The following is a 22,069-nucleotide window of genomic DNA, read 5'->3' on the forward strand; positions in this document are numbered from 1 at the left end:
GCGTAGCGAAGGATCTCGAAATTGCTGCAAGTAAGGGATTCTTCGCTGCGCTCAGAATAACAAACATGCTTGATCTACCCGTTGCCCGCAGCAGGTTTTACGGCGCGTTTAAGGCCAAGTCCTGCTGGTATTCAATCTCGCCCTGAAAGCCCAGCAAGTAAAGCGCTTTACGGTCGTCCACGTAGTAGGCAAATAATTTCAGCAAACCCGCCTGGTTTTCGGCAAAGTCGGAGGGATGATCGGCAAATACCCGCGAAGCCTGCATTTTGCCTTTTTCCAGCTTCAGGCCACGGGGATGGTTGAGAAACTCCCGGCCCGCCTGCTTGAGCATGGCGCGCACGGTGCGGCCGGTATAGGCGCGGGGTTGCAGATTGGGAGCGCCCAGCGAGCCATCCACCAGGGCAAAGTGAATGCGGTGGTCGCGCCACAGGGGGCGCAGAATCTGGTGTTCAATATCGTTCAGGCTGATCTTCTGGCCTTGCACAACAATGCGCTTTTTATCCCAGTGGCTGGCAGACTGCATATCGGCGATGGACGCAATGGGGTAATTGGCCAGAATTTGCTGCACCACCAAGGCGTTGTACAGATTGATCCAATAAGCCTTTTGTTCGGTTCTGCGGTACTGGCGTGGGTCTGCAGATGTCAGCTGGGCAATGTAATTATCCAGTGCCTTTTTATCGGTATTGCTTACATCCCCGTAGCGGAAGCGATTGATCTTCGATGGGTGATTGGCCACTACGTACTTGCCCAGCAGACGATTCCAACGACTGTGATCAATGGTTGCTGCACTCTGCTCGTTGGAAACGGTCCAGTACGGTTGGGAAAATTCACCACTGGGTTTGGTGCTGCTGTTGCAGCCAACCAACACTGCGGTAACGAGAAAAGCGACAAGAATTGAAGATAGTTTCACAAGATACTCCCACTTGTTGTTATTTTAGGCCAAAAATTCGGGCGCATCCGGCACCGCCTTTGGCATATTCCTGAATCCGTAACTTCAGAGCAGCGCATAACACAAGCTCTTGATTCCACAGCGGTTTGAAAAATACCCACTTAACCGACGGGTGAAGCTAAGATTTTTCAATTCCACTGTGAAACCAATATCTTACGTTCTGCATCCACTCTGAGGTCACGGGTTCAGGATATTTTTAATGTGAACAGTCAACAGCTACCTTACAATTGCCCTTTCCATTTTTCCGGCAGCGCCCCACCATGGCATCGTTAACTTCATCACAAATTGAACGCATTGACCGCGACCACACCTGGCACCCCTACTCTGCGGTGGGCAGCCCGAACCTGCCGGTGGCCAGCGCCAGTGGCGTGCGGTTGAAACTGGCGGATGGACGGGAGCTGATTGATGGCATGGCGTCCTGGTGGTCTGCCATGCATGGCTACAATCACCCGGAATTAAACAAGGCTGTTGAAACCCAACTGGGGAACATGGCCCATGTGATGTTTGGCGGCCTGTGCCATGAACCCGCCGCCCGCCTGGTGCAAACACTGGTGGATATCACACCAGAACCCTTGCAGAAGGTATTTCTGGCAGACTCGGGCTCGGTAAGTGTGGAAGTGGCCCTGAAGATGGCCATACAGTTTTGGCAATCCCGTGGGCAGCCACAGAAAAGTAAAATTCTATCCCTGCGCAACGGCTATCACGGCGACACTTTTGGCGCCATGTCGGTTTGCGACCCGGTGACGGGCATGCACCATCTGTTTGCCAACAGCCTGCCACAACAACTGTTCAGCGAAGCGCCACAATGTGGCTTTTCTGAGGCCTGGGATGAAAAATACATCGCTGATTTTTCCCGGCAAATATCCGAACACCATCAAACACTGGCGGCGGTGATTCTGGAACCCATCGTTCAGGGCACCGGTGGTATGCGCTTTTATTCCCCACACTATTTAAAGCGCGTCCGGGAATTGTGCGATCAATACAGTGTGCTGCTGATTGCCGATGAAATTGCCACCGGCTTTGGTCGCACCGGAAAATTGTTTGCCTGTGAGTGGGTGGAGGAGCCTTTAGCGAATAAAGAGCCTTTAGCGAATAAAGAGCCTTCAGCGAATATAAAAATGTCGCCAGATATTCTCTGCGTCGGCAAAGCCCTTACTGGCGGCTATATGACCCTGGCGGCCACCCTCTGCACCAACAAAGTGGCACAGGGCATCTGCGATGGCGAAGCCGGTGTATTTATGCACGGCCCCACCTTTATGGGCAACCCCCTCGCCTGCGCCGCCGCCAATGCCAACCTGAAATTACTCTTGGAAAGCGACTGGCAGGCCAATATCCAACGTATTCAGCAAGGACTCGAAGCGGGCCTGGCCCCTTGCAAACAGCTGGGCTCGGTGGCGGATGTTCGCGTACTGGGGGCTATTGGTGTGATAGAAATGAAGCAGCCAGTGGATATGAAAAGCATCGTGCCCAGGTTTGTAGAAGCCGGTATCTGGATACGGCCATTTGGCAAGTTGGTTTATACCATGCCGCCTTATGTGATCGGCAACGATGATTTGCGAGATCTGACCGACAAAATGGTATCGGTCATCGCGAAGACAAATTGACGGGAAAGCCAACTTATTAAGATTTAAGGTCAGAGATGGACAGCGCTGTCCATCTCTAACCGCCACCCAGAGTGGTTCGCTACGCAATCTCGCAATAACAATAGTTGATTGAATGACCGCAAAAAATCAAAAACAGGCGTTTCTTTTTGCCATCGGTGCCGTGCTGCTGTGGTCGACGGTTGCCACTGCCTTCAAAATCACCCTGAGCTATCTGACGCCGACGCAAATGGTATTTTACGCCAGTGTGGTATCGGCGTTGGCACTGTTGGTGATAGCCTCAGCACAAGGCAAACTGCACCTGCTGCCCGGATACCTGAAACAGCGCCCGCTGTTTTATTTGGGCCTTGGCTTGCTCAACCCGCTGATCTACTACCTGGTGCTGTTTAAAGCCTACGAGCTGCTGCCCGCATCTCAGGCGCAACCGCTCAACTACACCTGGGCCATCGCCTTGACTCTGCTATCCGGCCCTTTTCTGGGCCAGAAAATTCGCAACCGCGACTGGCTGGCCTGCGGGCTGGGCTATTTGGGCGTGGTGGTAATTGCCACTCAGGGGAATCTGCTGGCACTGAAATTTGAAAACCCGCTGGGTGTCGCACTGGCGCTGTTAAGTACCTTGCTGTGGGCCAGCTACTGGATTATCAATACCCGCAATAGCGGTGACCCTGTGATCAGTGTTTTATTGGCGTTTTTGCTGTCACTGCCCTTCTCCGCTGTAATTTGTGGGCTCGGTGATGGCTTTGGACATCTGAACTGGCACGCCCTGGCAGCGGTTAGCTACGTGGGCCTGTTTGAAATGGGCGTGACCTTTGTACTGTGGCTGATGGCCATGAAGAAAGCCGTGAATACCTCACGGGTCAGCAACCTGATTTTTATCTCGCCGTTTATTTCACTGGTGTTGTTGGCGACGGTGATCGGCGAAACCATTCACCTGTCAACCATCGCCGGCTTGTTGCTGATAGTCTGCGGATTATTTATTCAGAACCGTTCAACCTAGGGGCCGAATCCCCACCGCCTCACGCAATTTCTGCAAAAACGGCGCGCTGAATTCACGGGCTTTTTCGGCGCCTTTTATCAGTTCTGCCTCGATATAATCGGGGTTTTCCAGCAGTTCGTTGTAGCGTTCGCGAGCGTCTTTCAATTCGTCATTCACCAGTTCAAATAACTGCTTTTTCGCTTCGCCCCAGGCTATGCCATTTGCAAACTCTGTGCGCATGTATTCGCTTTGTTGCTGAGTGGCAAAAGCACGCCAAATCTGGAATACAGTTGCGGTGTCCGGGTCTTTGGGTTCACCGGGTTCCAGCAAGTTGGTCTTGATTTTATTGATGTGCTTTTTCAGCTGTTTTTCCGGCAGGAACAAGGGGATGGTATTGCCGTAGCTCTTGCTCATCTTGCGACCATCCAACCCTTGCAATACGGCTACGTGGTCATCTACTTTTGCTTCTGGCAGCACAAAATGCTCGCCGTAATGGTGGTTAAAACGGGCAGCGATATCCCGGGCCATTTCCACGTGTTGTATCTGATCTTTACCCACCGGTACGTCGGTGGCATTAAACATCAAAATATCCGCCGCCATTAACACCGGATAACTGAACAAGCCCATGGTAATGGCGTAATCCGGGTCTTCACCGGATTCTTCATTGGCCTGCACCGCCGCTTTGTAAGCGTGGGCGCGGTTCATCAGGCCCTTTGCGGCCTGACAGGTCAGCAGCCAGGTGAGCTCGGGAATTTCCGGGATGTCCGACTGGCGATAAAACACCGCATTATCCGTATCCAGCCCCAGTGCCAGCCAGGTAGCGGCTACTTCACGGGTGGATTGATGCACCGCTTGTGGATCTTTGGATTTGATCAGAGCATGAAAATCCGCCAAAAAATAATAGGGGCGAACATCCTCGCGACGGCTGCTTTCAATGGCAGGTTTGATCGCACCAACGTAATTGCCCAGGTGCGGTGTTCCGGTGGTGGTAATGCCGGTTAAAACGGTTTTCATTGTGTATGGCTCTACGGTTACAAATTGATTACTGGTGGATTAATCCACCTTACGGAATGATTGTAAACGGGCAAGCAAGCTGGATGTATCCCAGCGGTTGCCACCCATTTGTTGTACTTCGCAGTAAAACTGATCTACCAATGCAGTGAGAGGCAAATTTATTCCGCTGGCGCGGGCTTGCTCCAGAACAATACCCAGGTCCTTACGCATCCAGTCTACGGCAAAACCAAAATCGTATTCGCCGTCGATCATGGTGCTGTGGCGGTTCTCCATCTGCCAGGACCCTGCGGCCCCTTGAGCCAGCAAGGGGAACAATTGTTTGCCGTCCAGACCCGCCTGTTCAGCAAACAATACCGCTTCCGACAAGCCCTGTACCACACCGGCAATACATATCTGATTGACCATTTTGGCCAGTTGGCCACTACCCACAGGGCCCAGCAGTTGAGCTGCGCGGGAATAATGCTCCAATACCGGGCGCGCGCGCTGAAAATGTTCCGCTTTGCCACCGCACATAACGGTTAAAATGCCATTTTCAGCACCGGCCTGACCACCGGAAACCGGAGCGTCCATAAAGCCGATCTGTCGCCGCTGGGCCTCGTCAGCAAGCTCCCTGGCCAGCTGCGCCGAAGTGGTGGTGTGGTCAACAAACATAGAACCGGGGGCCATTGCCTGAAGAGCACCCTCGTTACCCAGGGCCACCTCACGCACATCGTCGTCATTGCCAACGCAGGTAAAAACCAATTCAGCGCTCGCTGCCGCTTGCGCCGGAGTAGCCGCACTATCGCCGCCATATTGGGCGGCCCATTGTTCGGCTTTTGAAGCGGTGCGGTTGTACACCACTACATCCAGCCCCGCCTGCTTGATATGCCCGGCCATGGGGTAACCCATTACCCCTAGCCCCAAAAATGCAACGCGCGTCATCCGTTCTTACCCCAAGGCTATAAATAACAACACCGCGCCCAACGCCAGCCGGTACCAAACGAAGGGCATCATGCCTACTTTTTCTATCCAGCGCAGAAACAAGGCGATACAGATATAAGCGGTCATTCCCGACAACAAGGCACCGATGGCAATTTCCAGCCAGGGCGTGTTCTCCTGCCCCAGAAGGTCCAGGGTTTTCAGGCCACCGCTCAGCAAAATCACCGGTATGCTCAGCAAAAAAGAGAAACGCGCTGCGCTCACCCGGTTAAACCCCAGCGCCAGCGCTGCGGTCATGGTAATGCCTGATCGCGATGTACCGGGTATCAAAGCCAGTGCCTGGGCTGCGCCAATAAACAGCACAGAGCGCCAGTTCAGCTGGCTGATATCGCGGTTTTCGCTGGCTTTGCGATCTGCCAACCCTAACAGCACACCAAATACAATGGTTATCGCTGCAATCACCAGTACGCTGCGCAGATGGTTTTCAATCAGGTCGCCCAACAACAGACCACAAAGGCCAGCGGGCACCGTACCGAGAACAATGTACCAGCAAAGGTGGCTCTGCCTGCTGTGTTGGCGGTACACCACACTGGCAAAGAACGCGGCAATGAGTTCCTGCAAATCCCGGCGGAAATAAATCACCACTGCAGCCAACGAGCCCACATGCACCGCCACGTCAAACGCCAAACCCTGATCTGGCCACCCTAAAACTTTGGACGGTAAAATCAGGTGCGCAGAGCTGGAGATGGGCAAAAATTCTGACAAGCCCTGGACAATGGCCAGGATGATTACTTGCAATAGATCCACGGTTATTTCCTCAAGCGTTCGCGCTTCTTCCAGGAAACGGTATCTCTGAGATAAACAAGCTGCGCCTGCTCAACAGCAACTGCAGCTTCCATATTGTCGGCTGCCAGTGCCAGTGCATCTATCGCCTGGGGATACAGGGATTCATCTACAGCACCTGGTTGCCACGGGAACTGCTGCGCCAGATGCCAGCCCTCTCCCACACCCACAGCATTCTCCGCCGCCACCTCAGCGACGATATTCGCTGCCACCGCGTCAGGGGCAGTGAGGCAGTCGGATACGACCGTTTTCGCAACTTCTGATGTTGTCTGATAAGCGCCCCAATACACCTCGGACATGCGGGCATCAAAAGCGGGGATGATTACAGCTCCCTCAGCAATCGGCAATTGACGCTGTGCACCCAGCGCCAGTGTGTGCAGGGAAGACACCGGAATAACCGGCAGGTCGCAGGCAAACGCCAGCCCCTGAACCACACCAAAACCGATGCGCAAGCCGGTAAATGAGCCCGGCCCTGCGGTATAGGCAATAGCATCCAACTGCGAAGGGAGCAAATCGGCGTCTGCCAGCAGTTTGTCCACCATAGGCAGCAACAAACGGGTGTGTGAACGGGGTTCCAGGGTAATTTCCTGCCGTGTTTCACTACCCACCTTCAGAGCAGCTGAGCAAGCCTGGGTCGCGGTATCTATAGCCAGTAAGACAGACAAAAAAATCCCCCAATACAAAATCCCCCGATACAGGGTACCGGGGGATTCTAACGGTTTGGCGCCCTGAAAAGAACGCCAATTACTGCCTATTTACTTTTTCTTGGCCGGGCGACCGCGCTTGGCCGGGGCCTTCTTCGCAGGCGCTTTTTTGGCTACTGGCTTTTTGGCTGGTGCTTTCTTGGCTACTGCTTTTTTAGCCGGTGCTTTTTTAGCTGGAGCCTTGTTAGCCGGTGCTTTTTTCACAGCAGCTGCTTTGGCGGGGCGACCGCGCTTGGCTGGGGCCTTGGCTGCGGCGGGTTTGGCCTTGGCGGGGCGACCCCGTTTGGCGGGGGCTTTTTTGGGAGCCGCAGCTTTTTTCGCCTTGACAGCCGCTTGTTTGGCAATGGCTTTGGCGCTTTGCTCAGCTTTCTTCTCTGCGGCTTTTACGGAAGCGGTGGCTTTTTTCTGGGCCGCTTTTACTTTTTTGGCATCGGCAGCGCTGCGGGTTTTCTCCCAGCGTGTAGCAAATTTTTCTACCGCAGCTTTCAGGTCGGCCTTGCTCTTGGCAGCCAGGCGCTTCTCAGTTGCAGCAACTTTGGCAGCGGCTTTTTTCTCAACTGCAGCAACAGCGGCTTTGGCCTTGGCAATTTTTGCGTCCACTTTTGCCTGATTCAGTTTGTCGCGCAAAGCGGCAACAGCTACTGCACCGGTTTTGACATCAGCACGGGCTTTAACCAGGGCTGCTTCGCGGGCTTTTGTGGATTTCTGGGCCACTTGAGTACGCAGGGTTTTCACTTTGGCACGAGCGCGAGTAAGGCTGGAGCTTTGTGCTTTGAGTTCTTTTTGTGCCGCAGTCAATACTTTTGCAGCAGCGACATCAGGAGATACTGCTTTAGCAGGTGCTTTTTTAGCAGCGGTTTTTTTCGCAGGTGATTTGCGAGCGGTTTTCTTGGGGGCCGGTTTTTTGGCCGCCGGTTTCTTAGGGGAAGGTTTTTTTGCGGCAGCTGCCATTTTTATCTCCTCAGACTTTTGAAAATTGTCAGTAAAAAAATAACCCTACTGCAAACGGACTGACAACAATTGGGATGAAATAGTCACTACCGCTCGGGTTTGGATAAAGTGTAAGGAATATTTTTTTTATTTCCACTAAAAAGCGGCTCTGGCGCACAAAAAATACGCTTTTTTTGCGATTTATTTAAAAATTTTTGTCCTTTCTGATCGTTTTTTTACTTTTTACTTTTTCTCGGTCGAAAATTCGCTATTTCAGTCACCTGTAAAAAAGGCTCCCGAAGGAGCCTTTTTCATGCTTTGCTGAGGTTTATTTCAGAGCACTGAGCACCCGTTCCTGAACCTCTGGCAAACTGCCAACACCATCGATCCTGGCATAACCGGGAGCATTTTGTGGCTGTGCGGATTTCAGGTTTTGGTAAAAATCCACCAGTGGTTTGGTCTGTTCGTGATACACCGAAAGTCGGTTGCGTACGGTTTCTTCCCTGTCGTCGTCGCGCTGCACCAAGGGCTCACCGGTTTCGTTATCCAGCCCTTCCTGAGTGGGTGGGTTGTGGACAATGTGATATACCCGCCCGGAGGATTCGTGTACCCGCCGGCCGCTGAGACGGGCAACAATTTCTTCATCAGCTACGGAAATTTCCACCACGTGATCGATGGCAATGCCAGAATCTGCCAGTGCCTCTGCCTGGGGGATGGTACGCGGGAAACCGTCAAACAGAAAACCGTTGGTGCAATCCGGCTGGGAAACCCGTTCTTTCACCAGGGCGATAATCAGATCATCGGAGACCAGGCCTCCAGAGGCCATCACATCCTTTACCTGCAAACCCAGTTCGGTGCCCGCTTTAATGGCAGCACGCAGCATATCGCCAGTGGATATTTGCGGAATACCGTACTGCTCGGTAATAAATTTTGCCTGAGTGCCTTTGCCGGCACCCGGTGGGCCAAGCAGGATAATGCGCATAGTGTTTCCTCTTTAACATGGGCAGGCCGATGGCTGAGATAGCGGGCCGCAAAAAAGCGCTGATGTTACCCCCAATACCCCGCCACCACAACCGAGACAATGGTCGTATCTTGTTGAGTGGCAATCAGGGGCCAGTAGTGCTTTTCCGGACCGTATGCAACAAGGATGTTGCATCCGAGCTTACACGGACGTATGAACAGCGTGTCCGGGAAAGCACTACTGGCCCCTGATTTTCATATCAAAGTGTTGACTCAATGAACCTGTAGGGTGGATTAGCCAAAGGCGTAATCCACCGGGGCATGGCACTGCGTTCAGAAAGAAATGGCGGATTACGCCGCTGCGCGACTAATCCGCCCTACCCACTATTTTTAGAAGTACCCTCAGGTTTTTTTCGCTTTTTCCCAAAGACGATCCATTTCATCAAGACTGAGTTCTTCCACGGTTTTTCCCTGACTACATGCCGCCTTTTCGATACTGTGAAAACGTTGCTCAAACTTCGCTGTTGTAGCTCGCAAAGCAGATTCGCACTCCACGCCCAGACGTCGCCCCAGATTAATGCAGCTGAACAACAGGTCGCCAAACTCCGCCTTTATATCCACCTCATTTCCAGAGGCAACAGCGGCTTCCAGTTCCGCGGCTTCTTCACTGATTTTTGCCACCACCCCGGAGGTATCGGGCCAATCAAAACCAACACCGGAGGCACGCTTCTGAATTTTCTGCGCGCGAGTCACCGCTGGCAGGCCCAGGGGAATATCGTCCAGCACACTGACCTTACCCTTGGCGCCACGCTCCTCCTTCTTCAAGGCTTCCCATGTCTGTTTGATGGTGGACTCGTCCGCCTGTTCACCTTGCCCGCGACGGCTGGATAAAGTGCCATCGGGAAATACATGAGGGTGGCGGGACACCAGTTTTTCCACCAGAGCCGCAACCACTTGGTGAAAATCAAAGCGGCCCTCCTCTACACCCAACTGGCTGTAAAAAACTACCTGAAACAGCAGATCGCCCAGCTCTTCTTTCAAGTGGTCATAATCACCGCGCTCGATGGTGTCGGCCACTTCATAGGCTTCTTCCAGGGTGTAGGGAACAATGGTTTTATAACTTTGCTGGCAGTCCCATGGGCAACCGTCTTCCCGGTCACGCAAACGCGCCATCAAATAGAGCATGTCATCGACGCTGTAACCAGTAGCATCACCGGAAGAACCACTCATGATTCCTGCACTCGTTCTATATCAATCAAGTTTGCCAGCTGCCGCAGGTTCCCCATTACGTCACTGAGCTGCTCCAGGCCGGTGACTTCCAGACGCATATTGATGTTGAAAACCAAATCGCCATCGTCAATGTTACGACGTGCCGACAGGTCCACAATCTGCACGCCAAGGCGATCCAGCACAGCGGAAATATCGCGCATCAACCCGGAGCGTTCGTAAGCCGTGGCTCGTATGCTCACCGGGTACACTTGCTGGGGTGCACCGCCCCACTGCACCTGAATAACCCTTTCCGGCTCCTCGACTTGCAGGCGCAACAGGTTGCCACAATCTGCGCGGTGAACGCTGACACCGCGCCCCTGGGTAATATAACCACTGATGGCTTCCCCCGGCACCGGATTGCAGCACTGGGCCATATGAGACATGAGATTGCCAACGCCGTGGATATAAACATCGGATTGCTGGTAGCGGCTGGTGCCTTCGGCCCGTTTGATGGGCAGAAATTCGGATTCATCATCATTACCCAACTGCGCCTGCACCGCGTTGAGAAACTGCACCAGGCCAACATCACCGGCACCGATGGCGGCGTAAATGCCCTCTTCTCCCTGCTTGTTAAAGCGTTTTGCCAGAGGCTCGAAATCCGGGCTGCCAACGCCGAGCTGCTTCAGTTCGCGATTGACGATAGCGCGCCCGGCCTGAATGTTTTTATCGCGGTCCTGATGGCGGAACCATTGCTGCACCTTGCCGCGAGCACTGGCGGTGTGCAAATACCCCAGCGATGGCAGCAGCCAATCGCGACTGGGGGCTTCTTTGGAACCGGTAATAATGGTGACTTGATCCGATGTTTTCAGGGGCGTATTCAGGGGCAACATACGGCCATTCACCTTGGAGCCGCGACAGCTGTGGCCTACCTGGGTGTGAATGCGATAGGCAAAGTCCAGAGGGGTAGAGCCCAACGGCAAATCGATCACATGGCCGTCGGGGGTAAATACGTAGATGCGGTCCGGTTGGCTCTCTGTCTGCAGCAAATCCTGCACTTCCTGGCCGCCTTCAATCTCCTCATGCCATTCCAGCACCTGACGCAACCAGGAGACTTTTTCCTCGTAACTGTCTGCGGCGGTTTTTTTATCACTGCCTTTATAGCGCCAGTGGGCACAAACCCCCAGCTCTGCTTCTTCGTGCATTTCGTGGGTGCGAATTTGCACTTCCAGCACTTTATTGTGAGGGCCGATAACCGCAGTATGCAGCGAGCGGTAGCCGTTTTCTTTGGGCGAGGCAATATAGTCATCAAATTCGTGGGGCACATTGCGCCACAGGGAGTGAACTATGCCGAGCACGCCATAGCACTCCGCCTGGCTATACACCAAAACCCGAACCGCGCGAATGTCGTAAACCTGGGAAAAGCTAATCTGCTTGCGCTGCATTTTTCGCCAAATACTGTAAATATGTTTGGCACGGCCATTGATCTCCCCTTCAATACCCGCTTCCGCCAGTTCGCGATTTAGGGTATTCAACACGTCTGCGATAAAGTCCTGACGGTCGATACGGCGCTCATCCAGCAAGCGGGCAATGTGCTTGTATTGCTCTGGATTGAGATAGCGGAACGCCATATCCTCCAATTCCCACTTGAGGTGGCCGATACCCAGGCGATGAGCCAGAGGCGCGTAAACATCAAAGAGCTCCCGAGCCACCCGCACGCGTTTTTCTTCAGGAGCATTTTTGGCGGCGCGTATGGCACAGGCGCGCTCGGAAATTTTGATCAGCGCGACCCGCACATCATCAATCACTGACACCAACATTTCGCGCACTTTGGCCGCCTGCTGACCGCGCTCATGGCCAAATACCCCATCGCCAGAGTCGTTGCGCAGGGTGCTGATCACCGCCATTTGCAAAACGCTGCCAATCAGCTTCGCCACCGTGCTGCCAAAATACTTTTCCACCACCTGCAAAGGCACTTTGTCTTCACGAACCGCGCGGTACAGAATGGCTGCCGCCAGGCCGGGGCAGTCCAGATGCAGGTCGGCGAGAATAACCGCCATTTCCAGCCCCGCCAGAAAACTGCTGACGCCGGGGGCCAGCGCCTTACTGTCGTCGCTGTTTTGTTGCTCTATCTGATAAACAAATTCGCAGGCGCGCAGTAACTCGGCACGTTCATCATCTTCCAGGCGCGCCTTGTCTGCCAGTAAATCCACCCAGTAACCGAGGTCGATATCACCGGTGTGATTCAGCGGGTGGTTATCGCGTATTTGAACCATGATTATTCCTGTGCAGACTGACGAAACAGCTCCCGACTCTGCAGCGGTTTGCCACCAAGATGAGGCGCCAGTGCCGCCCGCAACAAACGTTTGGCACTGTGTAAAACGCCTCGCCCGGTATACTCCGACCGCGCAATTGCCACTAAGTGCTCACCGCAGAACAGGCGCTGTCTGTCAGCAGTGCGCGGATCAAATTCACCCAGCAGCCCCAGTTGCGGGTTGTACAGATAATTCCGCGATGCCTCTATGGGCGCGCCACTGTCTGCCGTTGTTGTCAATACCAGCTCATAACCCAGGGAGTGCAACAGCGCCATTTCAAACTGACGCAATGGCGGCTGTATATCCGCGCCACTGGCCAGTATGGGCAACAGGCGACTGTAGTGATAAAACACATTGCTGTGTGCGTCCTGCTCCGGCAGCGTGCGCAACAGCAATTCATTGAGATAAAAACCGGTAAAAAGCTGTTCACCCTTGAGGACAACCGCTACACCTTCCGCTTCAGTGGAATACAGACTTTTCAGATCGCTGCGGCCACCCCAAGAAACATTCAACTGCACAAAAGGCGACAGCGGTGTGCCACCCTTGCGGCGTTGACTGCCCTTGGCCACCGCGCGAATCCGCCCGTAGTTAAAGCTGAACAGCTCCACCAATTGGCTGGTTTCCCGGTAAGGCCGGGTGTGCAGTACGTAGGCAGGTTCGGCTTCGATTCTCATTGTGTACCTTCCCCTTCCCTGTCATCCTGAGTGCAACGAAGGATATCTAGGGGGTGTTAACAATTAATGAGCCGCTACTGCTGGAGTTCATTTTTTGCTCCAGCAAGGCAGAGGGAGTGCCGTGTAGTCATTCTACATAAGCGACCGATAACGCAGCTGGGGCGACTTTCGTTTAAAAGTAAGTGAGCCCAGCCCTTCGGGTTGTCCCTGAAAAGGCGTCATCCTGCGTTATTCGTCGCTACTCCCCATTATAGAGAGGGGAGTGACCAAACCGCACTCCTCATGCCTTGACTGACGCCTTTACAGGGACAACAGTAGTGACTCATTAATTGTTAACACCCCATAAGCTTCCAGGTCTGAGATCCTCACGTCGCTGCGTTCCTCAGGATGACAGCAATCGTTTTCGCCATTGAAAACGATCAACAGAACGATTATTCATCCCGAAAACCCAAGCTGTGCAATGCGCGCTCGTCGTCAGACCAACCACTGCGCACTTTCACCCACAGATTGAGCATGACTTTTTCATCGAACAGGGCCTCCATATCCGTGCGCGACTGTTGGCCAATTTTTTTGATGCGGTCGCCCTTGTCGCCGATAATGATTTTTTTCTGGCCATCCCGTTCCACCAAAATCAGCGCGCTGATATGGATAACCGGCTTGCCTTTGCTGCTGGTTTCGCGACGAAATTCTTCAACTTCCACCGCCACTTGATAGGGCAGTTCTGCCCCCAGTTGCCGGGTAATTTTTTCCCGTACCAGTTCCGCCGCCAAAAAACGTTCGGTGCGATCGGTAATCTGGTCCTCAGGGAAATAATAATCCCCTTCGGGGATATGCTTGTTGATCTCTCTTTCCAGCACACCCAGGTTATGCCCATGCAGTGCCGAGATCGGCACAATAGCAGCAGGTTGCAAGTCCTTTTCCAAAGACTGCAACCAGGGCAGCATGTTTTTTTTATCGTCTACTCTATCCACTTTATTGAGCGCCAGAATAATCGGCGAACGCACATTGTGTAGCTGATCGATCACCGCCTGGTCCGCTTCCGTCCAGGTGGTGCGATCCAGCACCACCACCACCACATCCACATCTCGTACAGCACTGCTGGCGGCGCGGTTCATATAGCGGTTGATGGCCTTGTCCTGGTTGGTGTGCATGCCGGGGGTATCCACAAAAATCAGCTGGCTGTCGTTTTCGGTTTTAATACCCAGCAGGTTGTGGCGGGTGGTTTGCGGCTTGCGGGAGGTGATACTGAGTTTCTGACCCATCAGGTGATTCAGCAGTGTGGACTTGCCCACATTGGGGCGGCCAACAATGGCCACAAAACCACATTTTTGGGGAGCATTTGCTTCAGACATAGTGTTTTCAGGGTTGTAGTTTTTTCAAAACCAGAGCAGCGGCACGCTGCTCGGCTTTACGGCGGTTAGAGCCTGTGGCAGTGACCGGTTGAGGCAGCAGAGTAACCTGGCAACTAACGGTAAATTGTTGGTTGTGGGCCTCTCCGCTGACAGCTTCCACATCGTATTCGGGCAGCGCTTTGCCCCGCGCCTGCAAAAATTCCTGAAGGCGGGTTTTGGCGTCTTTGGCGCTGTTCTCCAGAGCGCCATCGTCGAGCAATAGTTGCAAACGCGGCTGCAACCATTGTTCGATACAGGTTCTCGCAGCTTCCAGCCCCGCATCCAGATAAATAGCGCCGATAATGGCTTCCACCGCGTCGGCGAGAATCGAGTCACGGCGGTGGCCGCCACTTTTGCGCTCGCCGCCGCCCAGACGAAGATGCTCACCCAATTCCAGGTCGAGCGCCACTTGAGCCAATGAAGTGCCTTTTACCAGAGAGGAGCGCACCCGGCTCATGTCCCCTTCCCGAGCCAGCGGGAAGGCGCGGTACAGGTAGTCGCTGATCACCACACCCAGCACTGAATCGCCGAGAAATTCCAAACGTTCGTTGTTGTGGCTGCCGTGGCTGCGATGGGTCAGTGCCAGGTCGAGAAGAGCCGGGTCAGCAAAAGAATGACCGAGTCGATTGAGCAAGCGTTGGCGGGTTATATCCATTGAGAGTCGGCAGCAGTACAGGCTACTTCTTTTTGCCTTCGCTGCTGTCGATTTTGTGGCTGAAACGAACCGCCACATCCAGATTGCCAAGAAACTCTACGCGCTTTTCATAGTCCAGGCTGAGGATGACCGTATCCCTTTTGCGATCAATCTTGATTTGTTTGGTGGAAATATCGCGCACTCCGTCCACGGTAAAATAGCGGCTGATCTGACTGCGAATTTCACTGTTGGACATGTCTGCCAAGTCGTCGTCTCTGAGCTTGTCCAATGAGCTGCCCACAAAGGAGTCATCCAGATACAGAGGCCCTACCCGAAAGGCGCAAAGCAGAAAAAAGGCGGCGATGCCGATAATCAGCAACAGCCCCAGACTGGACATGCCCGCTTGTGTTTTCAAGGTGTAATATGAATTCATTGTCGCCTCCATCCTGTTGTTATTGTCTAAGCACCTGTTACTTGATTGAACGAGCCTGAGTGAAATCAGGCCAGCTTAAAAACTTGTCCCAGTGCATCCATACTGCTACTGCTTTGCCGACGATGTTCTTTTCAGGAACAGTTTTCACGTCCCAGGAGCGACTATCAGTACTGTTATCTCGATTATCACCCATCATAAAGTAACGTCCCTCAGGCACTGTAGCCGCAAAAGAAAAGCTAACCCGAGAGGTCGGGTATTTTACTCGCTGTATTGCGTGCTCGACACCATCAATATTTTCCAGCTGAACCACACAGTCTTTTAACCCCATTTGGGTACAAGTTCTATTATCAGGGGCAATATCAGGGTGTTCTGTTTGCTTCATTTCTTTTCCATTTACAAAAAGAATACCTTGACGCACTTCTACTGTATCCCCAGGTAATCCTATAACCCGCTTAATATAATGCTGCTTTTTGTGGGGCGGAATAAACACCATTACATCGCCGCGCTTTGGCTCGTCAATGTCTATCACTTTAGTACCGCTTACCGGCAGGCGCAAACCGTAGGCGTACTTATTCACCAGAATAAAGTCCCCCACTTTCAGAGTGGGAATCATGGAGCCCGAGGGAATCTTGAAAGGCTCGAACAAAAATGATCGCAACACCAATACCAGCGCCACAACACCAAACAACGAACCCAAAAACTCCACAGTTTTACCGGCAATTTCGACGTTCAGTTTGTACAGCACCCAGCAAACGCCCGTTACAAAAAAGGCGATTACCAGTATCAGGGAAAAATCAAAATCCATTATTTTTTATCCGTTGTCTCTAAATTTTCGTCATTGCGAGGAGCCGTAGGCGACGCGGCAATCTTCTGGTTTCGGAGCGCTTAGATTGAGATCGCCACAGTCGCTCCGCTCCCTCGCGATGACAACCAACTCAACTATCAGTTTTCAGCACAGCAAGGAAGGCATCTTGTGGAATCTCCACATTACCTACCTGCTTCATGCGCTTTTTGCCCGCTTTTTGCTTCTCAAGCAGCTTTTTCTTGCGCGACACATCGCCACCATAACACTTTGCGGTGACATTTTTGCGTAACGCCTTCACAGTGGTGCGGGCGATAATATGCCCGCCCAATGCCGCCTGGATAGCCACGTCGAACATTTGCCGGGGGATCAGCTCTTTCATTTTTTCGGTGAGCACCCTGCCCTTCGACTGGGCCAGGTCCCGGTGTACGATCAGCGCCAAAGCGTCTACCTTATCGCCATTGATCAGCACATCCATCTTCACCAGCGGCGCCGCCTGAAAGTGGGAAAAGCTGTAATCCAGTGAGGCGAAGCCCCGGCTCACAGACTTCAGGCGATCAAAGAAGTCCATCACCACTTCGCTCATGGGCAGGTCATACTGAATTTGCACCTGGCCGCCAACAAATTGCATGTCTTTCTGCACGCCGCGCTTTTCCACACACAGGGAAATCACGTTGCCCACGTAATCTTTGGGCACCAGAATATTGGCTTCGCAGATGGGTTCGCGCATTTCGTCGATACGACCCGGGTCTGGCAGCGCCGAAGGGCTGGATACCTGCACCACTTCGCCATCGCTTGTTACCACTTCGTACACCACCGTTGGCGCGGTGGTAATCAGGTCGAGGTCGTATTCCCGTTCCAGACGCTCCTGGATAATCTCCATATGCAGCATGCCCAAAAAGCCGCAACGGAAGCCAAAGCCCAAGGCATCGGAGGATTCCGGTTCAAAAAACAGCGAGGCATCATTGAGGGTCAGTTTGGCCAGCGCTTCGCGGAAGTCTTCAAAGTCATCAGAACTGACCGGGAACATGCCAGCGTACACCTGGGGTTTGACTTTCTGGAAGCCGGGCACCGCTTCCACGTCCGGGCTCTGCTGGTGGGTAATGGTATCTCCCACCGGGGCACCGTGAATGTCTTTAATGCCCGCCACCACAAAGCCCACTTCGCCGGCTTTCAATTCGCCGGTTTCGTGGCGCTTGGGGGTAAACACGCCGATGCTGTCCACAACATGGGCCTTGCCCAGGGTTTTGGTGATAATGCGATCTTTTTTGCGCAAGGTGCCCTGTTTGACCCGCACCAGTGACACAACACCCAGGTAGTTATCGAACCAGGAGTCGATAATCAATGCCTGCAGTGGTGCTTCTGTATCCCCTTCCGGCGGCGGCACTTTGGTGACCAGTTCTTCCAGAACATCGTCGATACCCAGGCCTGACTTGGCGCTGCAGCGCACCGCGTCGGTGGCGTCGATGCCGATAATGTCTTCGATTTCCTCACTTACCCGCTCCGGTTCCGCCTGGGGCAAGTCCATTTTATTGAGTACCGGAATCACTTCCAGCCCCTCTGCAATGGCGGTGTAGCAGTTGGCTACGGACTGGGCTTCAACACCCTGGGCCGCATCCACCACCAGCAGCGCTCCTTCACAGGCGGACAGGGAGCGGGATACCTCGTAGGTAAAGTCCACGTGGCCGGGGGTGTCGATAAAGTTCAGCTGATAGGTTTTGCCGTCTCGGGCGGTGTAGTCCAGAGTCACACTCTGGGCCTTGATTGTAATGCCCCGCTCCCGCTCAATATCCATGGAGTCCAGCACCTGAGCAGCCATCTCCCGCTCGCTGAGACCGCCGCACACCTGAATAAACCGGTCGGCAATGGTGGACTTGCCGTGGTCGATATGGGCGATGATGGAGAAATTGCGAATATGGCTGAGGTCTGACACTGAGTGGGACTTCCAGTTAGGTAAATGGCGGGTGGGCAAATAAGGCGGGGATTTTAGAGGAAAGGCCTTGTTATATCTACTAATGCTGTGATCAGTAGTGGTGGCGGTCAGACGCGGGAGCCACCTTCCCAGACACGCTGTACTTTCGTTGTTAAGTAGGCGTCCATGTAAGCTCGGATACGACATCCTTGTCGCATACGGTCTGGATAGGCGGCTCCCGCGCCTGGCCTTCATATTTAACATCTTTGTCAAGGCACAAACCAAAACGCCACCGGGAAATCCGATGGCGTTTTTGGTAGCGCGTTGTTAAACCGGCTTACAGAGTAACTACAATATAGCCGGGGCGACCGTTGCGATATACTTTGAAAGCAACCCCGCGACCTTTGGGCATGGCCTGTGCCAGCGTGCGGTAGTCGCTGACACTGGTCACCCGGCCACGGCCTATTTTTACAATCACATCACCGGGGCGGATATCCGCCTTCGCCGCCGCTGAGTCGTCCCCTACTTCAGTGACTTTGACACCGTAACGAATGCGCCACTGGGCCAGTTCATCCGCCGACATGGAGGTTACCGCCAGCCCCAGGCGATCCAGGTTGCTGCCCGCTGTGCCACCGGCACCAGCCAACTCTGCACGGGAGCCCACGGTGACATCAATGGTTTTCTTTTTGCCGTTGCGAATCACCACTACGTCCACTTCCTTGCCGGGGGCGATATTGCTGACGATGTGGAATACATCCCGATCGGTGACGACTTTTTTTCCGTCGATGGAAATAATAACGTCTTCTTCCTCAAGGCCGGCTTTTTCTGCCGGGGTTCCCTCGTTTACGCTGTTAATAATAGCGCCTTGGGCTTTCTTCAAACCAAAGGCTTCCGCCAGCTCCGCCGTAACCGGCTCAATGCCTACACCCAGATAGCCTCGGTCAACGGAGCCACCGTCTTTCAATTGCTCGATCACCCGTGTTGCCACGTGAGAGGGAATGGAAAAGGAAATACCGTTAGAGCCACCGGAACGGGTGTAAATCTGGGAGTTGATGCCCACCACTTCGCCGTCCAGGTTAAACAGTGGGCCACCGGAGTTGCCGGGGTTAATGGCCACATCTGTCTGAATAAAGGGTACGAAGTTGTCATCCGGCAAGCTGCGACCAATGGCACTGACAATACCGACACTGGCGGAGTAATCCAGTCCGAAAGGCGAACCGATGGCAACTACCCACTCGCCGACTTTCAGGCTTTCCGAGTCACCAAACTCAAGGGTTGGCAGGTCTTTGGCATCAATTTTCAGCAAGGCCAAATCCGTTTCCCGATCCGTGCCGATGATTTCAGCGGTAAATTCCTCGCGATCGCTGAAACGCACGGTGATGGTGTCGCCATTTTCCACCACGTGATTATTGGTCAGAATGTAGCCGTCTTCTGACACCACAAAACCAGAACCGGAGGATCGCCGCAAACGCTGCCGGGGCATGCCCCGTTGACCGAAAAAGCGTCGCAGCATTTCTTCCATTTGCTCTTGTTGAGAGCTGCTGGCCGCCTTGCCCTCCACTTCGATTTTTACCACTGCGGGAGAACTCTCCTCAATCAGCTTGGTGAAGTCCGGCAACTCCGCAGAAGCACTGACAGATACCATTACCAAAGCCACAAAAAACAGTTTTACCCATTTGTTCAGCATACATTTACTCCATCAAAGAACAATCATTATTAATCAGCACAGGGCTGTAATCTTTGCTGCGGCGCAAGGCATAACGGTGTACACCCCAGGCCCCCAAAAACAAACCTGACAAAGCACTGGTGGCCACCTGCCAATCATTCCAACCTGTTACGGTGGCGGCACCACTGAGGACCATCATAGCCAGTACAGGCACCAGATATAAAATGGCAGAAGCGGATACCAACATTGCCTCCGGCACCCCTACTTGCACTTGATCGCCAACTTTCAGGGAACCGTTAAAACCGGCGTCCAAAGGTACTCGTACCAAATTGGGTTTGGCCATCAATTTCCCCAACAGGCGCTGGCCACAACCGCTACGAGCGGCACAGGCTCCACAAGCACTTTTGGGAGCGGCCTCCACCCAAATGCAATTTTTTTCAACGGCGCCAATAGTAACGGTTTCGCAAATCATCTGTGCACATTTATCTGGTAAAAATATGTAAATCAATCAACAAGTTATGATATTTCAACAATAAAAAAGCCTGTAAAGCAGAGGGTAATGTACCCCGGCTTTACAGGCTGTAGTGTAAAAGGCAAACGCTTACTTTTCGACAGCAGTATCTTCTTGTGAATCCTGTCGTAATTTTTCAAAGCGCTCTTTCAAGTCTTGTTCGAAAGCCTCATCCAAATTGCTGGGTGGCTCCAGAACCAATTGGCTAACCGGTGCGGTGGGTATGGGCTGAGAGAACTCGCTGGCAACCGGAGGTACAGTGTCGTTGCTGGAAGCGATTCCCACATTGCCGGCAGGATTGCCCGGCAGGTTTGCCTGCTGTACACCAATCACGATAGCCAGGGTCACCGAGGCGGCAATGGCCACACGACCCAGGGTTTTCAGCACGCCGCCAGTGGCTTTGTGAGCGGGCTCTGCATCCAGGGCCGCAGCCACAGAAGCAGACAGGTCCAGAGTGCGTGCCGGGGCATCATTATGCAAGGCACTGCGGGCCAGCTGATAGCGTTCCCAGGTATTGCGCAGCTCACCATCATCGGCGGCGGCTTTGAGTACGCGCTGGAGTTCCAGTTCGTCAGCCGAGTCGTCCATCAATGCCGACAGTGATTCTCTCAGGCGATTGTCGTGGTCGCTCATTAAATCTGTACCTCTGTTGAGTCGTAAAACGGTTTCAAAATTGGGTTAATCAGTGCCTGACGGCGTTGTTACAGCTGATCAGACACAGCTTGTTGCAATTGGTTCCAGCGAACTGCAATTTTTTGTAAAAATCTTTGCAGCACTGGTTACCCCACTACAGGGCACCACTCATCAATGCCTTGACCTTTTGATCAATGGCCTCCCGGGCGCGGAAAATGCGCGAACGCACGGTACCCACCGGGCAGTCCATTACATTGGCGATGTCTTCGTAGCTAAGCCCTTCAAACTCTCGCAGAGTCACCGCCGAACGCAGCTCCTCTGGCAGGTTGGCAATGGCTTCGTCCACCACCACCTTGAGCTCATCCCGAAACAGTTGTTGCTCCGGGCTGGCGATGTCCTTGAGGCTGTCACTTCCGGAGTAATACTCCGCATCGCCCACATCCACATCGCTGGCCGGGGGGCGTCGACTGCGGGCCACCAGGTGGTTTTTGGCCGTATTGACAGCAATGCGATACAACCAGGTATAAAACTGGCTGTCACCGCGAAAATTCTTCAGTGCCCGGTAAGCCTTGATAAAAGCCTCTTGGGACACGTCGTTCACTTCCTCAAAGTCGTTGATGTAACGACTGACGATGGCACCTACCTTGTGCTGGTATTTCAACACCAACAGGTCGAAGGCGCGCTTGTCTCCCTTCTGAACTCGGCTGACCAACTGTTTGTCCGTCATTTGCGCCGATTCTACTGCCATGGAAATTCCTTATTTTTATCGATCACTTACAAAGCGAAAAAGTGTGTCATGGGACTCGCAGCCAATCAATAAGTTCAACCTGAATCCGTGACTTCAGAGTGAGTGCAGAGTGCAAGATATTGATTTCACAGTGGAATTAAAAAATCTTAGCTTCACCCATCGGTTAAGTGGGTATTTTTTAAACCGCTGTGGGATCAAGAGCTTGTGCTGTGCGCCACTCTGTAGTCAGGGATTCAGGTTCGGCTGGCC

General features: G+C 53.3%; 21 protein-coding genes. 2 read left to right on the top strand and 19 right to left on the bottom strand.

Translation table 11 applies throughout. The features are described from left to right. Window positions 1-97 precede the first annotated feature (97 nt). Complete coding sequence (locus ACVBEJ_RS05570) at window positions 98-910, bottom strand: DUF547 domain-containing protein (RefSeq protein WP_447128620.1); 813 nt, start codon at window positions 908-910, stop codon at window positions 98-100. Window positions 911-1,209: 299 nt separating this feature from the next. On the opposite strand from ACVBEJ_RS05570, the gene bioA reads away from it, so the two are divergent. Next, complete coding sequence (bioA, locus tag ACVBEJ_RS05575) at window positions 1,210-2,553, top strand: adenosylmethionine--8-amino-7-oxononanoate transaminase (protein ID WP_447128621.1); 1,344 nt, start codon at window positions 1,210-1,212, stop codon at window positions 2,551-2,553. Between the two features lie 112 nt (window positions 2,554-2,665). Continuing rightward, window positions 2,666-3,547 (top strand): DMT family transporter, encoded by an 882-nt coding sequence (locus ACVBEJ_RS05580; protein ID WP_447128622.1) that lies wholly within the window; start codon window positions 2,666-2,668, stop codon window positions 3,545-3,547. On the opposite strand, the gene ACVBEJ_RS05585 is transcribed toward ACVBEJ_RS05580, so the two are convergent. The 18 genes from ACVBEJ_RS05585 to rpoE form a co-directional block, all read right to left on the bottom strand. Continuing rightward, window positions 3,539-4,540: a tryptophan--tRNA ligase gene (locus ACVBEJ_RS05585; protein WP_447128623.1), complete on the bottom strand. Its 1,002-nt coding sequence runs from the start codon at window positions 4,538-4,540 to the stop codon at window positions 3,539-3,541. The genes ACVBEJ_RS05580 and ACVBEJ_RS05585 overlap by 9 nt on opposite strands. Before the next feature lie 39 nt (window positions 4,541-4,579). Then, entirely contained in the window at window positions 4,580-5,461 is an 882-nt protein-coding gene (locus ACVBEJ_RS05590; protein WP_447128624.1) for an NAD(P)-dependent oxidoreductase, read from the bottom strand. A gap of 6 nt (window positions 5,462-5,467) precedes the next feature. Then, window positions 5,468-6,265: an undecaprenyl-diphosphate phosphatase gene (locus ACVBEJ_RS05595; RefSeq protein ID WP_447128625.1), complete on the bottom strand. Its 798-nt coding sequence runs from the start codon at window positions 6,263-6,265 to the stop codon at window positions 5,468-5,470. Window positions 6,266-6,267: 2 nt separating this feature from the next. After that, window positions 6,268-6,966, bottom strand: coding sequence for a tRNA (adenosine(37)-N6)-threonylcarbamoyltransferase complex dimerization subunit type 1 TsaB (tsaB, locus tag ACVBEJ_RS05600; RefSeq protein WP_447128626.1), 699 nt, complete (start codon window positions 6,964-6,966; stop codon window positions 6,268-6,270). A gap of 90 nt (window positions 6,967-7,056) precedes the next feature. Beyond that, window positions 7,057-7,956: a hypothetical protein gene (locus ACVBEJ_RS05605; protein ID WP_447128627.1), complete on the bottom strand. Its 900-nt coding sequence runs from the start codon at window positions 7,954-7,956 to the stop codon at window positions 7,057-7,059. 307 nt (window positions 7,957-8,263) lie between these two features. Continuing rightward, window positions 8,264-8,917 carry an adenylate kinase gene (gene adk, locus ACVBEJ_RS05610; protein ID WP_447128628.1) on the bottom strand — a complete coding sequence of 218 codons (654 nt, stop codon included), beginning with the start codon at window positions 8,915-8,917 and terminating at the stop codon, window positions 8,264-8,266. Between the two features lie 380 nt (window positions 8,918-9,297). Then, entirely contained in the window at window positions 9,298-10,125 is an 828-nt protein-coding gene (gene mazG, locus ACVBEJ_RS05615) for a nucleoside triphosphate pyrophosphohydrolase (protein ID WP_447128629.1), read from the bottom strand. Beyond that, window positions 10,122-12,377 (bottom strand): GTP diphosphokinase, encoded by a 2,256-nt coding sequence (gene relA / locus ACVBEJ_RS05620; RefSeq protein WP_447128630.1) that lies wholly within the window; start codon window positions 12,375-12,377, stop codon window positions 10,122-10,124. The genes mazG and relA overlap by 4 nt, the downstream gene beginning before the upstream one ends. Before the next feature lie 2 nt (window positions 12,378-12,379). Then, on the bottom strand, window positions 12,380-13,090 hold the full coding sequence (gene recO / locus ACVBEJ_RS05625) for a DNA repair protein RecO (RefSeq protein WP_447128631.1): 711 nt from the start codon (window positions 13,088-13,090) through the stop codon (window positions 12,380-12,382). A 431-nt stretch (window positions 13,091-13,521) separates the two neighbouring features. Then, on the bottom strand, window positions 13,522-14,442 hold the full coding sequence (gene era, locus ACVBEJ_RS05630) for a GTPase Era (RefSeq protein ID WP_447128632.1): 921 nt from the start codon (window positions 14,440-14,442) through the stop codon (window positions 13,522-13,524). Between the two features lie 7 nt (window positions 14,443-14,449). Next, complete coding sequence (rnc, locus tag ACVBEJ_RS05635; RefSeq protein WP_447128633.1) at window positions 14,450-15,136, bottom strand: ribonuclease III; 687 nt, start codon at window positions 15,134-15,136, stop codon at window positions 14,450-14,452. 22 nt (window positions 15,137-15,158) lie between these two features. After that, a complete protein-coding gene (locus tag ACVBEJ_RS05640) occupies window positions 15,159-15,548 on the bottom strand; it encodes a DUF4845 domain-containing protein (protein WP_447128634.1) in 390 nt (129 codons plus the stop codon). Window positions 15,549-15,585: 37 nt separating this feature from the next. After that, on the bottom strand, window positions 15,586-16,353 hold the full coding sequence (gene lepB / locus ACVBEJ_RS05645) for a signal peptidase I (protein ID WP_447128635.1): 768 nt from the start codon (window positions 16,351-16,353) through the stop codon (window positions 15,586-15,588). A gap of 130 nt (window positions 16,354-16,483) precedes the next feature. Further along, window positions 16,484-18,283, bottom strand: a complete 1,800-nt coding sequence (gene lepA / locus ACVBEJ_RS05650; RefSeq protein ID WP_447128636.1) for a translation elongation factor 4 — start codon at window positions 18,281-18,283, stop codon at window positions 16,484-16,486. A gap of 316 nt (window positions 18,284-18,599) precedes the next feature. Next, entirely contained in the window at window positions 18,600-19,949 is a 1,350-nt protein-coding gene (locus tag ACVBEJ_RS05655; RefSeq protein WP_447128637.1) for a DegQ family serine endoprotease, read from the bottom strand. 4 nt (window positions 19,950-19,953) lie between these two features. Continuing rightward, window positions 19,954-20,400: a SoxR reducing system RseC family protein gene (locus tag ACVBEJ_RS05660; RefSeq protein ID WP_447128638.1), complete on the bottom strand. Its 447-nt coding sequence runs from the start codon at window positions 20,398-20,400 to the stop codon at window positions 19,954-19,956. A gap of 129 nt (window positions 20,401-20,529) precedes the next feature. Beyond that, a complete protein-coding gene (locus tag ACVBEJ_RS05665; protein WP_447128639.1) occupies window positions 20,530-21,072 on the bottom strand; it encodes a sigma-E factor negative regulatory protein in 543 nt (180 codons plus the stop codon). A gap of 154 nt (window positions 21,073-21,226) precedes the next feature. Next, window positions 21,227-21,820 (bottom strand): RNA polymerase sigma factor RpoE, encoded by a 594-nt coding sequence (gene rpoE / locus ACVBEJ_RS05670; RefSeq protein ID WP_447128640.1) that lies wholly within the window; start codon window positions 21,818-21,820, stop codon window positions 21,227-21,229. Window positions 21,821-22,069 lie beyond the last annotated feature (249 nt).

Source organism: Porticoccus sp. GXU_MW_L64, assembly GCF_052983295.1.

Bases quoted from the DNA above. Each gene is read 5' to 3' on its own strand.
- bioA (WP_447128621.1), top strand. From the start codon at position 1,210: ATGGCATCGTTAACTTCATCACAAATTGAACGCATTGACCGCGACCAC.
- ACVBEJ_RS05580 (WP_447128622.1), top strand. From the start codon at position 2,666: ATGACCGCAAAAAATCAAAAACAGGCGTTTCTTTTTGCCATCGGTGCC.
- ACVBEJ_RS05585 (WP_447128623.1), bottom strand. From the start codon at position 4,540: ATGAAAACCGTTTTAACCGGCATTACCACCACCGGAACACCGCACCTG.
- ACVBEJ_RS05590 (WP_447128624.1), bottom strand. From the start codon at position 5,461: ATGACGCGCGTTGCATTTTTGGGGCTAGGGGTAATGGGTTACCCCATG.
- ACVBEJ_RS05605 (WP_447128627.1), bottom strand. From the start codon at position 7,956: ATGGCAGCTGCCGCAAAAAAACCTTCCCCTAAGAAACCGGCGGCCAAA.
- adk (WP_447128628.1), bottom strand. From the start codon at position 8,917: ATGCGCATTATCCTGCTTGGCCCACCGGGTGCCGGCAAAGGCACTCAG.
- mazG (WP_447128629.1), bottom strand. From the start codon at position 10,125: ATGAGTGGTTCTTCCGGTGATGCTACTGGTTACAGCGTCGATGACATG.
- relA (WP_447128630.1), bottom strand. From the start codon at position 12,377: ATGGTTCAAATACGCGATAACCACCCGCTGAATCACACCGGTGATATC.
- recO (WP_447128631.1), bottom strand. From the start codon at position 13,090: ATGAGAATCGAAGCCGAACCTGCCTACGTACTGCACACCCGGCCTTAC.
- era (WP_447128632.1), bottom strand. From the start codon at position 14,442: ATGTCTGAAGCAAATGCTCCCCAAAAATGTGGTTTTGTGGCCATTGTT.
- rnc (WP_447128633.1), bottom strand. From the start codon at position 15,136: ATGGATATAACCCGCCAACGCTTGCTCAATCGACTCGGTCATTCTTTT.
- ACVBEJ_RS05640 (WP_447128634.1), bottom strand. From the start codon at position 15,548: ATGAATTCATATTACACCTTGAAAACACAAGCGGGCATGTCCAGTCTG.
- lepB (WP_447128635.1), bottom strand. From the start codon at position 16,353: ATGGATTTTGATTTTTCCCTGATACTGGTAATCGCCTTTTTTGTAACG.
- ACVBEJ_RS05655 (WP_447128637.1), bottom strand. From the start codon at position 19,949: ATGCTGAACAAATGGGTAAAACTGTTTTTTGTGGCTTTGGTAATGGTA.
- ACVBEJ_RS05660 (WP_447128638.1), bottom strand. From the start codon at position 20,400: ATGATTTGCGAAACCGTTACTATTGGCGCCGTTGAAAAAAATTGCATT.
- ACVBEJ_RS05665 (WP_447128639.1), bottom strand. From the start codon at position 21,072: ATGAGCGACCACGACAATCGCCTGAGAGAATCACTGTCGGCATTGATG.
- rpoE (WP_447128640.1), bottom strand. From the start codon at position 21,820: ATGGCAGTAGAATCGGCGCAAATGACGGACAAACAGTTGGTCAGCCGA.